Consider the following 14,752-nt stretch of genomic DNA (forward strand, 5'->3'; position numbering starts at 1 on the left):
GAGACGTCAGCCGTTGCCTCCGGCCCCGCCGGGAGCATCCGTGGTCTGGTCCCACCATGACTGGGGCTGTCGGCTCGCCCATCCGCAGACGGCCTCCAGCTCCGCGGCCAGCGAAATCAGCATCCCCTCGCTGTTCGCCGGGCCCATCAGCTGCACACCGATCGGCAAGCCGTCGGAGGTGAAGCCCGCGGGGACGTTGATCGACGGCCAACCCAGGACGTTCCACGGAAACGTCAGCGGGCACGCCGCGATCATGGCGCGGTCGGTGCCGAAACCGCTCAACCGGTCGAAGGCGCGCGCCAGCGGCGGCGGCTGCGCCGTGGTCGGTGCCAACACCACGTCGACAATGTCGAAGATCGAACCGACCCGGCGCTGCTCGGCCGCTTCGTGGCGGCGGGCGGTGCGCAGGATCGCCTGTCCGAGCACGGCGCCCAGGCGCAGGTTGGACAGGGTGCGGGGGTCCAGCACGACGCCGTCGCCCAGCCGCTCCTCCCAATCCCGCAGGCCCGCGGTGGACCGGGCGAGAAAGTCCCACGACAGCCGCATGCCGTAGTCCGGGTTGCCGGGCACCACGGTGTGGCCGAGCAACTCGAGTTGTCTACCGACGGCTCTCGTCGCGGCCAGGATCTCCGGGTGCAGCTTCGGCCGGAAGCCGGTGTACGGGAACCGGGTGGACAGCGCGATGTTCAGCGGGCCGGGCGCCTTGCCCACGTAGTCGGAGGCCGTGATCGGGGGCGGCTTGTGCCGATCGCCGTCGACGTTGCCGGATGCGGCGTCGAGCACCAGCGCCGCGTCGGCCACGGTCCGGGCCAGCACGCCGTTGACCGTGATGCCGTTGAAAGCCTCTGGCAGCGGCCAGGTCGAGATGCGTCCACGCTGCGGCTTGATGCCCACCAGGTGCGTCCACGCCGCGGGGATGCGGATGCTGCCGGCGCCATCGGAGCCGATCGCGGCGGTGACCAGTCCGGCCGCCACCGCTGCGGCACTGCCGCCCGACGATCCGCCGGGGGTGTGCCGGCGCGACCAGGGGTTGCGGGTGTGCCCGAAACCGGGCCCGCTGGTGAACGGCCACTGCCCGAGTTCGCAGGTGTTGGTTTTGCCGACGATCACCGCGCCGGCCGCCTTGAGGCGGCGCACCACCTCGGCGTCGTGGCTGGCGGGGGGGACGTATCCCTCGGTGCCGAAGGCGGTCGGCACGCCGGCAACGTCGACATCGTCTTTTACGGCGATCGGGATCCCGAGCAGCGGTGCGGTGTCCCCGGCGGCGCGTCGCCGGTCGGCCTCGGCCGCGTCGGCCAGCGCCGACTCGGTGAGCACCACCCGGAAGGCGTTCAGCGTGGGCTGGCTGGCGTGGATGGCGTGCAGCGAGCGACCCACCAGCGTGGTTGACGTCACTGCGCGGCTGGCCAGCTGATAGAGCAGGTCAGTCAGTGTGGGCAGGCGCCGGTGGCTGGATCCGGAAATGGACCCAGGACCCGACCCAGAAGCGCCAATCACGGGGTACGAGACTAACGGCGCGGATACCCGTAATGTCGCGGCGGGGTGCAAAACTATTGTGATGCGGCTATACCGAGATCGAGCTGTTGTGCTGCGCCAGCACAAGCTCGGCGAAGCCGACCGGATCGTCACCCTGCTGACGCGTGAGCACGGACTGGTCCGCGCGGTGGCCAAGGGCGTGCGCCGCACCCGCAGCAAATTCGGTGCGCGGCTGGAGCCGTTCGCGCACATCGACGCGCAACTACATCCCGGGCGCAACCTCGACATCGTCACCCAGGTCGTCTCCATTGACGCGTTCGCCACCCACATCGTCAACGACTACGGCCGTTACACCTGCGGGTGCGCCATGTTGGAAACCGCCGAACGCCTCGCCGGCGAGGAGCGGGCCCCCGCCCCGGCCCTGCACGGGCTCACGGTGAGCGCGTTGCGGGCGGTGGCCGACGGGCGCCGGTCCCGGGACCTATTGCTGGACGCCTACCTGCTGCGCGCGATGGGCATCGCCGGATGGGCGCCGGCGCTGGGTGAGTGCGCCCGTTGCGCCACCCCCGGTCCCCATCGGGCATTCCACGTCGGCGCCGGCGGCAGCGTCTGCCCACACTGCCGTCCGGCCGGTTCGACGACGCCGCCGCCGGGGGTGCTGGACCTGATGTCCGCGCTGCACGACGGCGATTGGGACTTCGCCGAAAAGACGCCGCAATCGCACCGCAACTACGTCAGCGGTCTGGTGGCCGCACACCTGCAGTGGCATTTGGAGCGGCAGCTCAAGACGTTGCCGCTGGTGGAACGGACGTATCACGTCGACCGCACCATCGCCGAACAGCGCGCGGCGCTGATCGGGCAGGATAGGGACTGTGGCTAAACTCTGGGCCGGCGGCACTGGTCGAAAGGCCGAGAGACCCACGGCGTCAGCCGATTTCCCGCAACTGCCCCCCGCGCCCGACGACTATCCGGTGTTTCCCGACAAGTCGACCTGGCCGGTCGTCTTTCCGGATCTGCCGCCGTCGCCCGACGGCGGGCCGCGCCGGCCACCGCAGCACATCTCCAAGGCGGCCCCACCCAGAATCGAGGCCGATCGATTGCCCAATCATGTGGCCATCGTGATGGACGGCAACGGCCGCTGGGCCACCCAGCGGGGGCTGAACCGTACCGACGGCCACAAGGCGGGCGAGGCGGTCGTTATCGACGTCGTCTGTGGCGCAATCGAAATCGGCATCAAATGGCTCAGCCTGTACGCATTCTCCACCGAAAACTGGAAGCGTTCCCCCGAAGAGGTCCGCTTCCTGATGGGGTTCAACCGCGACGTGGTCCGGATGCGCCGGGTGAACCTGAACACGATCGGGGTCAAGATCCGATGGGTGGGTTCGCGGCCGCGACTGTGGCGCAGCGTCATCAATGAATTGGCGATCGCGGAGGACATGACGAAGGACAACGACGTCATCACCGTCAACTACTGCGTCAACTATGGTGGCCGCGCCGAAATCGCGGAGGCGACAAAGGAAATCGCGCGCCTGGCCGCCGCCGGTCGGCTGAACCCGGAGCGAATCACCGAGTCGACGGTCGCGCATCACCTGCAGCGGCCGGACATCCCCGACGTAGACCTGTTCCTGCGGACCTCGGGGGAGCACCGGTCCAGCAATTTCATGTTGTGGCAAGCGGCGTACGCCGAGTACGTCTTTCAGGACAAGCTGTGGCCCGACTACGACCGCCGCGACTTATGGGCGGCCTGTGAGGAATACGCCTCGCGCAATCGCAGATTCGGGAGCGCATAGTGTCGTCGCTGCAGGAGCGCCTCGCCTCGATCCTCGGCGACGTCCTTCCGGTGGAGGCGGAGGCCGACGGCGCGGTGACGGTACGCCACGACGGCACTATCGCGTCGTTGCGGGTGGTCAACATCGCCGAGGGCCTGGACCTGGTGTCGCTCACCCAGATCGTGGCCTGGGATCTGCCGCTGACCAAGAAGGTCAGCGAGCAGGTGGCCAAGGAGGCCCGGGCCAGCAATTTCGGCAGCGTGAGCGTGATCGAGAAGGTCAATCAGAAGGCGGTGCAACGCAATTCGGGAAGGGGCGCGTCGAAAACCGCCGACGTGATGTTGCGCTACAACTTTCCCGGTGGCGGCCTGACCGACGATGCCTTGCGGACCTTGATCCTCTTGGTGCTGGACACCGGCGCCGGGATACGTCGGGCACTGACGGCGTGACCGGCTACCGGCCGTTGCAATCCGAACAGGTGCCGAAGATTTCGATGGTGTGGCTGACATCGGAGAAGCCATGCTTGGCAGCCACTTCCGCGGCCCATTGCTCGACCTCGTGATCGCCCACCTCGATGGTGGCGCCGCAGCTGCGGCAGACCAGGTGGTGGTGATGATGCTCGGAACACCTGCGGTAGACCGATTCACCGGTGTCGGTGCGCAGAGTGTCGATCAAGCCGGCCGCGGCCATCGACTGCAACGTCCGGTAGACGGTCGTCAGGCCGATGTTCTCGCCGCGGCGGCGCAGCTCGTCATGCAGCTCTTGGGCCGAGCGGAACTCGTCGAGCGTCTCCAGCAAGGTGGAGATCGCCGCACGCTGGCGGGTGGAGCGGACGCTGGTTCCGCTCATTGGCGCGGTTCCTCACTGGCGTGCGCGACGGCGTCCACCACGATGTGCGCGAGGTGGTGATCGGCGAGCCGATAGAGCACTTCGCGACCGGATCGCTCCCCTGCGACCACCCCGGCCGCCTTGAGAATCTTCAGATGCTGGCTGACCAGGGGCTGGGGCACGCCAAGCGCATCCACCAGCTCGTGCACGCAGCGGTGCGACTCCCGCAACTGCAGCACGATGGCGATCCGCACGGGCGCGCCCAGCGCGCGCAGCAACTCACCCGCGGCGTCGAGGATGTCGCGCGGCGGCGGCACGGGGTACGTGGCCGCACCGGGGGGTCCGGCGGCGCCAAGCGCGTCGTGGTCGTGGGTGACCGCGGCCAACTCCGGGTCGCCGTCGTCGGCGGCCTGCACCGAGGCAGAAGGTGACGGGGACGTCATCATAAGAGCAGCATCACCTCGAGAAGGGCCAGGTAGTGGGAAAGGTTCCACCGTTGACAACCGTTGTCGGCTGACATCCACTGTCACATGCATGATGACGCATGTCAAAGACCGCGGCGTCGATCGCTACCATGACTGATGCTCTGCGCACCGCGGTTGACCGCCGCGCGTGCCCGCCCAAACCCTGAAAGGGAGTGCACCGCCCCGTGGCGTCCGTCATCGACACCGTAGTGAACCTGGCCAAACGCCGCGGCTTCGTCTTCCCCTCGGGTGAGATCTACGGCGGCACCCGGTCGGCGTGGGATTACGGTCCGCTGGGTGTGGAGTTCAAAGAGAACATCAAACGGCAGTGGTGGCGTGCGGTGGTCACCGGTCGCGACGACGTCGTGGGACTGGATTCGTCGATCATCCTGCCCCGGCAGGTGTGGGTGGCCTCCGGCCATGTCGAGGTGTTCCACGACCCGCTGGTCGAGTCCCTGATCACCCACAAGCGCTATCGCGCCGACCATCTCATCGAGGCCTACGAAGCCAAGCACGGACACCCGCCGCCCAACGGGCTGGCCGACATCCGCGACCCGGAGACCGGCGAGCCCGGCCAGTGGACCGAACCGCGCGAGTTCAACATGATGCTCAAGACCTACCTGGGTCCGATCGAGACCGAGGAGGGCTTGCACTATCTGCGCCCGGAGACCGCGCAGGGCATCTTCGTCAACTTCGCCAACGTGGTGACGACCGCCCGCAAGAAGCCGCCTTTCGGTATCGGCCAGATCGGCAAGAGTTTTCGCAACGAGATCACACCAGGCAACTTCATTTTCCGGACCCGCGAGTTCGAACAAATGGAAATGGAATTCTTTGTCGAGCCCTCGACCGCGAAGGAATGGCATCAGTACTGGATCGACACCCGGCTGCAATGGTATGTCGACCTAGGCATCGATCCGGGAAACCTACGGTTATTTGAACACCCGGCCGACAAGCTGTCGCACTACTCCGATCGGACCGTCGACATCGAGTACAAGTTCGGTTTCGTCGGAAATCCGTGGGGCGAGCTGGAAGGTGTGGCCAACCGTACCGATTTCGACTTGTCTACGCATGCAAAGCATTCGGGCGTCGACCTGTCGTTTTACGACCAGGTCACCGACACCCGGTACACGCCGTATGTCATCGAGCCGGCCGCCGGCCTGACGCGGTCGTTCATGGCGTTTCTGATCGACGCCTACGTGGAGGACGAAGCCCCGAACGCCAAGGGCAAGATGGAAAAACGCACCGTGCTGCGTCTGGACCCGCGCCTGTCTCCGGTCAAGGCCGCCGTGCTTCCGCTGTCCCGCCACGCCGACTTGAGCCCCAAGGCGCGAGATCTGGCCGCGGAGTTGCGCAAGTCGTGGAATATCGATTTCGACGACGCCGGTGCCATCGGGCGACGCTATCGGCGCCAGGACGAGATTGGCACGCCGTTCTGCGTGACGGTGGATTTCGACTCCCTCGAGGACAACGCGGTCACGGTGCGCCAACGTGACGACATGTCCCAGGAGCGGGTCGCGATGAACGCCGTCTCCGATTATCTGGCGGTGCGCCTCAAGGGCTGTTAATCGCGCTACTCGCGCGGATGGCGACGAGCGGGCACTGACACCGGATTTTGCGAAATAAGGTTTGGTTAAAAGTCGGGCCTTTCGTGGTGAGGGTGCCTTAAGATCCCTCTGGGGCATAAGTAGATAGCTAATGGCCGCGGACGGATGTTGGCCCGTCCGTGGTAGGAGCCGTTGACTCGGTCGGTTGGGGTTGCAAATGATTCCCGCGTTTGTGTTCTTCCCTCCTGAGATCAACTCGGCTTTGATATCCGGCGGCCCGGGAGTCGCACCTCTGTTCGAGGCGGCCTCGGCCTGGGACGGGCTTGCGGTCGAACTGTCGTCCTCGGCATCGTCCTTTCACACCGTGGTGTCCGATCTGGCCGGTGGCGCCTGGACGGGGCCGTCGTCGATGTCGATGACCGCGGCCGCGGCGCCCTACGTGGAATGGCTGGTCATCGCCGCGGCGCAAGCGGAGGTGGCGGCTTTGCAGGCCCGCATGGCGGCGCTGGCTTTCGAGGGGGCGCTGGTGGCGACGGTGCCGCTGCCGGAGGTGCTGGCGAATCGGGCCCGCCTGCTCGTCTTGATCGCGACGAACTTTTTCGGCATCAACACGGCGGCGATCGCGCAGACCGAGCTCGAGTACGTCGAGATGTGGGCGCAGGATGTGGCCGCGATGTTGGGCTACCACGCCGGGGCTCAATCGATGGCACAGGCATTGCCGGAAGTCAGCGTGCCGCCCGCGGCGCTGGGGGGTAGCGCACCCTCCGCGGACCTGGCGGGTCTGGCCGGATTGGTGACAGCGCCCCTGAGCTTGGCGTCGCAGTTCTTCCAGGGCCTGTCCTCCCTGGGCACCACGTTCGCCTCCGAGCTGCAGTCGGCGCTCGGGGCGCTCTCGCCGGCCGTCTCGCTACTGTCATCGACGCCGGTGGCCACCTTGACGACAGTGGCGCAGGCGGGAATGTACCCGGCCACTGCGCTGATGACACCCATGGTGACGCTTGCCCAGAGCGCGGGCCCCGCCGCCGCGGCACCGGCGTCCGCGCCGCCGTCACTGGCACCGGCATTGGTCGGTGCCACCAGCGCCCCCCTCAGTGCGGCGCACAGCGCGGGCAGCCCGTTGTCGGACCTGCAGCCCTTGGCCGGTGGAGGGTTGGGCGCCTTGGGCGTTGCGACGGCCGGCCTGGGCAGCGCGCGGTTCATCGGATCGATGTCGGTGCCCGCGGCGTGGGAAGGGTCGATGCCGGCTTACATCGCCACCCCGGCGATGTCGGGTGTGGGTTCCGGAGCCCCGGCCGCGACCGCAGCAACCGGGTCGGGCAGTGGCGTGCCGATGGCGGCGATGCCGGTAAGTGAAAAGAACCCCGAGGGTGAGGACCGCGGGACCCGGGCGCAGGTGGTGAGGTCTCGTCCCAAGGTAGTGCCGCGCAACCGGCCGGGATAGCGCGACGGTGCTGCTGTTGCAGCCGTGAATATTGTGCTGAGCGGCAACAATTCGATGCTTTTTGGTCATGCGGCATATGCCCAGACGAGCGCTGAATCGCGACACGCAATTCATCCGATGGGTCTTGTAAAAAACAGTCACCGGTCAACTTGTTCACCCAACCGACCCGGGCACCTCGCCACTTTCGCACCCGTTTCGGTGCGGCGGAACCGGTCACCATGGCGGCGATAAAGTGTTGTGCCGCAGGAAGTTCACCGGCCGTCGAACCGCCGCATCGGAGCGCCGCCGGGACATGAACCACTCGGCCTTATCGATGCCGAGGGCCATTTCGGCGGCTGCCGCCGCGGACCCTTTGGACCGGTCGTGCGCCGCAGAGCACGTGCCCAGAAAACCGACATCAAAACCGACATTGGCAATTCCCGGCAAATTTCTTCAGTTTGTCTTACGATGTGACCGGTTGGTGCAATTAGATTCGCCACAGCGCCTGAACGCTTCACTGGCTGTGGAAGGGGGCAGGGGTGCTATTGCCTCTCGGTTCGCCGTTGCCGGATGACACGGTGTCGGCAGTTCGAGGCGAGTCCGGCATGCTCGGAGGCCTGTCGGTTCCGCTCAAGTGGGGCGTGGTCGTCCCGCCGGATGACTATGACCACTGGGCACCGAAGTCAGAGGTGAGCGCCGAAGCTCCCGACGAGATGGCCGACGTTCCCCGTCCGACTGCGGTTGCAGACGCTGTGTGGAGCGGGTGGGAAGGCGACACGGTGCCGCGGAAGCCGGGCGTGATACCGCATTCCCCGGCAGCCGGTTGAGACCGGAGAACTATTCAAAGTCGCTGCGACGCATGGCGTTAAGCGCTGCTCAGAATCGGCCGCCGCCACCCATGAAACCGCCGCCGGACGACCCCGGGCTGCCGCCGAACGAGGTCGGGCTCCAGCCGCCGAATCCCCCCCGCATGCCTCCGCTGAGGACGTTGCCGATGATGATTCCGCCGAGCATCGCACCCATGTCACTGCCGCCGCGGCCCATGTAGGCGCGCTGTGCCATTTGCACGTCGTCGTTGGCCAGGGACTGCGCCGTGGCGGCCAGCGTCGACGCCGCATGAGCGTGGGCGATGGCCTCGGTCGGGAGTGTCGATCGTTTGTCCTCGGCGGCTTGCAGATGCCGTTTGGCTTCGGCCAGCCGGGTGCGAGCTTCGGGACCGATGCTGCCCCGGCGCGTGTCGACGTAGTCCGACACCGCACGTACCCGCGACTGCGCGGTGAACAACGCCTGCTCCAGCGACCGGTTCAACTGTTCGGCGGCGGCCTGCTCTTCGGCCAGCGTGGCCAGTCGCGCGTTGAGGGCGGCGTCGGCCTTGGTCAACTGTCCGAACTCGCCCATTGGGTCGTCGGAAGCGCCGGCTCGTGCGCTCTCGACGGCCCTGGTCGCCGCGTCGCGCGCTGCGACCAGATCCCGGGCGTGCGGGGTTTTGGCGTTCGGTGTCTTCTGTAGCAGTACGTCTGCGCGCTTGATGTCGGCCTCGATGTCGGTCATGGCCGACGGCAGCCGGTCAATGGCGTGTTGAATGTCGCCGGCCGCATTGTCCACCGCGTCGAGCAATGCGCGCGCTTGGCCCAGCGCGGACTCCGCGACGCGGACGGCATCGACCAAACCGGTTTGCTGTCCACTGACGGCGTGGTCGGCGAGCTCGCGGGCGGTGCCGATGTTGCGGTCGGCGAACGCCAGCCGCTCCTTGGCCGCCGTGACGTTTCCGGACACCGGAGTCAGTGCGGCTGCGCTGAAGTCCTTGTGCAGTGCGGCAAGTCGTTGTTCGGCCGGCGCGATGCGGGCGGTGAGCTCCACATACTGCTGGGTCAATGAGTCCAGCCGGGTGGGGGCGTTGATCACCAGATCGCGCAACTTCTCGAATGCCTCGGTTTGTGACTCCAGTTCGCGTTCGGCACGCGCCGCCGAGACGATCACCCGGGTGAGCAGTTCACGCCGCTGCGTCGGTGTCTCGGGAGTGTCGTCATCGAGTTGCTGCCGGATCGTGAATGCCTGCGCTAGAGCACCTTTGGCCTTGGTCACGGCCTCGGTGAAGGGCCGGGTGCGGTCTTCGCCGAATTCAGAGACCGCCAACTCCAATTCATTGGCGCTGGTGCGTAACGCGTTGTCGACGTCCACCACCAGTGCGCGGGACAGGTCGTCGAGTGCCTGCGACGACAGGGCGGCCAGCGCGTCGGCGTCGGTGGGATCTACTCGGCGTGCCGCGGCCAACGCCGCGGCGCGACGGCGCCGGCCGCGGTACCGCATGACCAGCATCAGGATCGCCAACGCGCAGAGAATGCCCGCCAATACGGCCAGCAGTGCCACCCGGCCCGACGAACCGGGCGAGGCGTCCAGCCCGTTGGCGGCCGCCACCGCGGCGCCGCTCCAATCTCCGTTGTGCAGGGCGGGCTCGATCCTGTTGCGCCGCAACTTGTCGACCTGAGTCGCGTTGACGCTCTTGATCGTGGAGGGCACCAAGAAGGCATACTCGCGGCTCGCGGTGCCGACGGCCAGCAGCGCGTCGTAGGCGCCCAGGTCGCTGTTGGTCACGGTGCGTTGTGCCCATCCCGCCGCGTTCTGCCCGGAAAAGTTGTCGACGTAGACCACCCACAGCCGGATGTGGCGGTCGGTGTAGAGCTTGTCAAGGGCCGCGCTGACCGCGCTGCGACCGGACTCCGACAGGGCTCCGGTGTTGTCAGTGATGTAGTCGGCCAACCGGAATGGTGGTTGCGCGCCGGCGGTCGGCGCCAGGACCAACCCGCCGCTGAAGCCGACCGTGAGAATCGTCGCGATCACGGCGATCAGGCGGGCGGCGCAACGCATAGGGCCAATCTAGACCCCCGACGCTGCAGGCCAGTGGGCCTGATGAGGAGCGGGGCGAGCGGGCCCGTCCCGGCGGCGACACACGTCAGCAGGCCTGAGTCGAGCCAGACTTCGGCGGGCATTCCCTGGCAGACTGTGCGTCGGTGACCAGGAATCAGCACGACCCTTACGACGACTTCGACCGTCAGCGACGGGTGGCCGAAGCGCCGAAGACTGCGGGTCTGCCGGGCACCGAGGGGCAGCACCGCAGCGACTTCGCCCGCGATCGCGCGCGGGTGCTGCACAGCGCCGCGCTGCGCCGATTGGCCGACAAGACGCAGGTGGTCGGGCCCCGCGAAGGCGATACGCCGCGCACCCGCCTGACGCACTCGCTCGAGGTCGCCCAGATCGGGCGGGGGATGGCGATCGGGCTGGGCTGCGATCTCGACTTGGTCGAACTGGCGGGACTGGCCCACGACATCGGTCACCCGCCCTACGGCCACAACGGTGAACGCGCGCTCGACGAGGTCGCTGCGGATTATGGCGGCTTCGAGGGCAATGCCCAGAACTTCCGGATCCTGACCAGCCTTGAGCCCAAAGTCCTTGATGCACAAGGTAACAGCGCGGGACTGAACTTGACCCGCGCGTCGCTGGACGCGGTGACCAAGTATCCGTGGCCCCGCGGTGAGGGGCGACGCAAGTTCGGGTTTTACGACGAGGACCGCGAGTCGGCCACCTGGGTCCGGGCGGGCGCGCCGGAGGGCCGGATGTGCCTGGAAGCGCAGGTCATGGACTGGGCCGACGATGTGGCCTATTCGGTGCACGACGTCGAGGACGGTGTGGTGTCCCAACGCATCGACCTACGGGTGCTCGCCGATGATGACGAGGCCGCCGCGCTGGCCAAGCTGGGCGAGACCGAGTTCTCCCGGGTGCGCGCCGATGACTTCATGGCGGCCGCGCGACGGCTGTCCGCCTTGCCGGTGGTCGCCGCTGTCGGCAAGTACGACGCCACGCTCGCGGCTTCGGTCGCGCTCAAGCGGTTGACCAGTGAATTGGTCGGCAGGTTCGCCTCCGCCGCCATTGCCACCACCCGCGCGGCGGCCGGGCCCGGCCCGCTGGTGCGCTACCGGGCGGAGTTGCAGGTTCCCGACCTGGTGCGGGCCGAGGTTGCCTTGCTGAAAATCCTGGCGCTGCAATTCATCATGTCCGATCCGCGGCATCAGGAAACCCAAGCCGGGCAGCGTGAACGCATCCACCGGGTAGCGCACTGGCTGTATGCCGGGGCGCCTCGAACGCTCGACCCGGTCTTTGCTGCCGCCTTCAACACCGCGGCCGACGACGGCGCCCGGTGGCGGGTCATCGTCGATCAGATCGCCTCGTATACCGAAGGCCGGCTGGAACGGATCGACGTCCGCCAGGCCGGTCCGTAGTCTCCGATGAGCGCGAAGTCGTCCGGTCCGGGAATCGGCGGGCCCGCCGCGAGTTAGGCTGCCCGACATGAAGAAATTCAGCGGCTCGCCCCTTGTGGCCTCCTTTTTGATGGGACTTCCCGTCCTCGCCATGACTGCCTGCAGTTCACCGCAGCACGCGAGCACCCAGCCGGGCACCACCCCTCCGGTGAAGAGTGCCGCTCCGACGTCTTCCGGTGAGACGACGACGCCGGCACCCGCCGCCGGCTCGCTCACTGCGGATCTGAAGACGCCCGATGGGCGCTCGGTGGCCACCGCCACGTTCGACTTCACCGGCGGCTATGCGACCGTCACCGTCAAGACGACGACGCCCGGCATCCTGACGCCAGGCATCCATGGCCTGCACGTGCACGAGATCGGCAAGTGCGAGCCGAACTCGGTGGCCCCCACCGGAGGTGCACCCGGGAACTTCCTGTCCGCCGGCGGCCACTACCAGGCCCCCGGCCACACCGGCAAGCCGGAAAGCGGCGACCTGACATCGCTCGAGGTCCGTCAGGACGGCTCGGCGTACCTGGTCACCACCACCGATTCGTTCAACCGGGACGATCTGCTGGCCGGGAACAAGACCGCCCTGATGCTGCACGGCGCGCAGGACACCGAGAACGCGATGGATCGGGTCGCCTGCGGTGTCATCGGTACCGGCTAGCTTTCGCCGTCGCGCCTTACACTGAGCCGATGTCAAGCCCGGCTGGTTCACGCGCGGAGGGCGACGGCCGTGCGCGGGGTCGCGGCCGGATTCCCGACCGCGACATCGCGGCCATCCGCGAACGGGTGCGCATCGATGAAGTCATCGGCGATTACGTCCAATTGCGGCGTGCCGGTGCCGATTCGCTCAAGGGTCTGTGCCCGTTCCACGACGAGAAGTCGCCGTCGTTTCACGTCCGCCCCAACCACGGCCACTTTCACTGCTTCGGCTGTGGTGAGGGCGGCGACGTCTACGCGTTCATCCAGAAGATCGAACACGTCAGCTTCGTCGAGGCGGTCGAGCTGCTCGCCGACCGGATCGGCCACACCATCACCTACTCGGGCCCGGCGACCAGCGTGCAGCGCGACCGCGGTAGTCGCAGCCGGCTCGTCGCGGCCAACGCGGCCGCGGCGGAGTTCTACGCGGCGGCGCTCGAGTCAGCCGAGGCCGCACCGGCCCGCCAGTATCTGACCGAGCGGAACTTCGATGCCGAGGCGGCCCGTCGTTTCGGTTGCGGCTTCGCGCCCTCGGGCTGGGACTCGCTGACAAAGCACCTGGTGCGCAAGGGTTTTGAGTTCAAAGAGCTGGAAGCGGCCGGCCTGTCCCGGCAGGGGCGGCGCGGACCGATGGACCGGTTCCACCGCCGATTGCTCTGGCCCATCCGGAGTTCGGCCGGCGAGGTGATCGGTTTCGGCGCCCGGCGGTTGTTCGACGACGATCCGATGGAAGCCAAGTACATCAATACGCCCGAGACGCTGCTGTACAAGAAGTCGAACGTGATGTTTGGCATCGACCTGGCCAAACGCGACATCGCCAAGGGGCACCAGGCCGTCGTCGTCGAGGGCTACACCGACGTGATGGCGATGCATCTGAGCGGGGTCACCACCGCCGTAGCGTCGTGCGGCACCGCGTTCGGCGACGAGCACCTGTCGATGCTGCGCCGACTGATGATGGACGACAGTTTCTTTCGCGGCGAATTGATCTACGTCTTCGACGGCGACGCGGCCGGCCGGGCCGCCGCGCTCAAGGCCTTCGGCGGCGAGCAGAACTTGGCGGGGCAGTCGTTCGTGGCCGTCGCGCCGGACGGTATGGATCCCTGCGACCTGCGGCTGAAGTCCGGCGACGGCGCGCTACGCGATCTGGTGGCGCGGCGGACGCCGCTGTTCGAGTTCGCCATCCGCTCGGCGCTCGCCGAGATTGACCTGGATAGCGCCGAGGGCCGGGTCGCCGCGCTGCGCCGCTGCGTGCCGATGGTGAGTCAGATCAAAGACCCGACGCTGCGCGACGAGTACGCCCGCCAACTCGCCGGGTGGGTCGGCTGGGATGACGTCGCGCAGGTCATCGACCGGGTGCGTAGCCAGGCCAAGAGCTCCAACACCCAGGCCCGCGCCGGTGCGACGCCCAAGGCTTCCCGTCGCGGCGCGGCCGATGCGCCGGCCGCGGCGCAGGCCGCCGCCAGCCGTCCGGACCCGCGCGACCCCACCCTGTGGCCACAGCGGGAGGCGCTCAAGGCGGCCCTGCAGTACCCGGCGTTGGCGGGACCGGTGTTTGACACGCTGACGGTCGAAAGCTTTACCCATCCCGGGTATGCGGCGATCCGCGCGGCCATCGAGACCGCGGGGGGGACGTCGAGCGGGATCACCGGCGCCCAGTGGATCGAGGCGGTGCGTGATCAGGCCTCCTCGCCGCTGACCGCCGGCCTGGCCAGCGAGCTGGGCGTGGAGGCCATCCAGGTCGAGGAGGAGAAGCTGCCCCGCTACATCGGCGGCGTGCTGGCCCGGCTGCAGGAGGTGTGGATGGGTCGGCAGATCGCCGAGGTGAAGTCCAAGCTGCAGCGCATGTCCCCGATCGAGCAGGGCGACGAGTATCACGCCCTATTCGGCGACCTGGTGGCGATGGAGTCCTACCGGCGCAGCCTGTTGGAGCAGGCTAGCGGCGACGATTAGACGGCGCCAGCGCCTCGTCGGCCGAGCCCTCGACCTCGCGCTCCATGATGGCCGTCTGGCCGTCGATCTCCGTCAACGTGACGAAACCGGCGTCGGGGGAGATCCGATTGGCGACCTTGCGCCGTCCCCCCTCGATCATCGACTTGGCGACCGGACTGCTGGTCAGTGCGCGATACGTGCCGACGAGCTGCTCGTATCGGCGACGCCCCGCCTTTGAGCCCAGCACGTAACCCAGTCCCAGCACCACGACATACCGGATCAAAACGGTCCTCCCGACTAGCGATGGCTCCATCCTGCCTCACCG

General features: G+C 67.5%; 14 protein-coding genes and 1 pseudogene. 9 read left to right on the forward strand and 6 right to left on the reverse strand.

Annotated features, from left to right (window positions below; genetic code table 11):
* Positions 1-6: 6 nt before the first annotated feature.
* Positions 7-1,497 carry an amidase gene (locus ACIUM1_RS24090; RefSeq protein WP_406814994.1) on the reverse strand — a complete coding sequence of 497 codons (1,491 nt, stop codon included), beginning with the start codon at positions 1,495-1,497 and terminating at the stop codon, positions 7-9.
* A gap of 61 nt (positions 1,498-1,558) precedes the next feature.
* Between ACIUM1_RS24090 and recO the strand changes: the two genes are divergently transcribed.
* Genes recO through ACIUM1_RS24105 form a run of 3 tightly spaced genes read left to right on the forward strand, consistent with a single transcriptional unit; the run spans position 1,559 to position 3,694 of the window.
* Complete coding sequence (gene recO, locus ACIUM1_RS24095; RefSeq protein ID WP_406814995.1) at positions 1,559-2,356, forward strand: DNA repair protein RecO; 798 nt, start codon at positions 1,559-1,561, stop codon at positions 2,354-2,356.
* Complete coding sequence (locus tag ACIUM1_RS24100; RefSeq protein ID WP_406814996.1) at positions 2,349-3,266, forward strand: decaprenyl diphosphate synthase; 918 nt, start codon at positions 2,349-2,351, stop codon at positions 3,264-3,266. The genes recO and ACIUM1_RS24100 overlap by 8 nt, the downstream gene beginning before the upstream one ends.
* Positions 3,266-3,694 (forward strand): hypothetical protein, encoded by a 429-nt coding sequence (locus ACIUM1_RS24105; RefSeq protein ID WP_406814997.1) that lies wholly within the window; start codon positions 3,266-3,268, stop codon positions 3,692-3,694. Before ACIUM1_RS24100 ends, ACIUM1_RS24105 begins: the two co-directional genes overlap by 1 nt.
* A 4-nt stretch (positions 3,695-3,698) precedes the next feature.
* Here ACIUM1_RS24105 and ACIUM1_RS24110 read toward each other — a convergent pair whose 3' ends face one another.
* Positions 3,699-4,094 (reverse strand): Fur family transcriptional regulator, encoded by a 396-nt coding sequence (locus tag ACIUM1_RS24110; protein ID WP_406814998.1) that lies wholly within the window; start codon positions 4,092-4,094, stop codon positions 3,699-3,701.
* Positions 4,091-4,519, reverse strand: a complete 429-nt coding sequence (locus tag ACIUM1_RS24115; RefSeq protein ID WP_406814999.1) for an ArsR/SmtB family transcription factor — start codon at positions 4,517-4,519, stop codon at positions 4,091-4,093. The genes ACIUM1_RS24110 and ACIUM1_RS24115 overlap by 4 nt, the downstream gene beginning before the upstream one ends.
* A 191-nt stretch (positions 4,520-4,710) precedes the next feature.
* Between ACIUM1_RS24115 and ACIUM1_RS24120 the strand changes: the two genes are divergently transcribed.
* Together ACIUM1_RS24120 and ACIUM1_RS24125 are read left to right on the forward strand one after the other, a co-directional pair.
* Positions 4,711-6,102 carry a glycine--tRNA ligase gene (locus ACIUM1_RS24120; RefSeq protein WP_406815000.1) on the forward strand — a complete coding sequence of 464 codons (1,392 nt, stop codon included), beginning with the start codon at positions 4,711-4,713 and terminating at the stop codon, positions 6,100-6,102.
* Positions 6,103-6,298: 196 nt separating this feature from the next.
* Positions 6,299-7,522: a PPE family protein gene (locus tag ACIUM1_RS24125; RefSeq protein ID WP_406815001.1), complete on the forward strand. Its 1,224-nt coding sequence runs from the start codon at positions 6,299-6,301 to the stop codon at positions 7,520-7,522.
* 213 nt (positions 7,523-7,735) lie between these two features.
* Here ACIUM1_RS24125 and ACIUM1_RS24130 read toward each other — a convergent pair whose 3' ends face one another.
* A complete protein-coding gene (locus ACIUM1_RS24130) occupies positions 7,736-7,948 on the reverse strand; it encodes a hypothetical protein (RefSeq protein ID WP_406815002.1) in 213 nt (70 codons plus the stop codon).
* Positions 7,949-8,040: 92 nt separating this feature from the next.
* Here ACIUM1_RS24130 and ACIUM1_RS24135 point away from each other — a divergent pair.
* A pseudogene (locus ACIUM1_RS24135) lies at positions 8,041-8,191 on the forward strand (hypothetical protein); the annotation flags it as partial.
* 186 nt (positions 8,192-8,377) lie between these two features.
* Here the strand turns inward: ACIUM1_RS24135 and ACIUM1_RS24140 are convergent.
* The gene (locus ACIUM1_RS24140) at positions 8,378-10,369 is read right to left on the reverse strand and encodes a TPM domain-containing protein (protein WP_406815003.1); all 1,992 of its coding nucleotides are present in this window, start codon (positions 10,367-10,369) and stop codon (positions 8,378-8,380) included.
* Between the two features lie 143 nt (positions 10,370-10,512).
* On the opposite strand from ACIUM1_RS24140, the gene ACIUM1_RS24145 reads away from it, so the two are divergent.
* The 3 genes from ACIUM1_RS24145 (at position 10,513) to dnaG (ending at position 14,448) form a co-directional block, all read left to right on the forward strand.
* The gene (locus tag ACIUM1_RS24145; RefSeq protein WP_406815004.1) at positions 10,513-11,778 is read left to right on the forward strand and encodes a deoxyguanosinetriphosphate triphosphohydrolase; all 1,266 of its coding nucleotides are present in this window, start codon (positions 10,513-10,515) and stop codon (positions 11,776-11,778) included.
* 67 nt (positions 11,779-11,845) lie between these two features.
* The gene (gene sodC / locus ACIUM1_RS24150; protein WP_406815005.1) at positions 11,846-12,463 is read left to right on the forward strand and encodes a superoxide dismutase[Cu-Zn]; all 618 of its coding nucleotides are present in this window, start codon (positions 11,846-11,848) and stop codon (positions 12,461-12,463) included.
* 29 nt (positions 12,464-12,492) lie between these two features.
* Entirely contained in the window at positions 12,493-14,448 is a 1,956-nt protein-coding gene (gene dnaG / locus ACIUM1_RS24155) for a DNA primase (RefSeq protein WP_406815006.1), read from the forward strand.
* On the opposite strand, the gene ACIUM1_RS24160 is transcribed toward dnaG, so the two are convergent.
* Entirely contained in the window at positions 14,432-14,710 is a 279-nt protein-coding gene (locus tag ACIUM1_RS24160; RefSeq protein ID WP_406815007.1) for a hypothetical protein, read from the reverse strand. The two genes, dnaG and ACIUM1_RS24160, sit on opposite strands and share 17 nt — an antisense overlap.
* Between the last annotated feature and the right edge of the window lie 42 nt (positions 14,711-14,752).

It is taken from the genome of Mycobacterium sp. M23085, from assembly GCF_045343915.1.
Lineage (GTDB): Bacteria > Actinomycetota > Actinomycetes > Mycobacteriales > Mycobacteriaceae > Mycobacterium.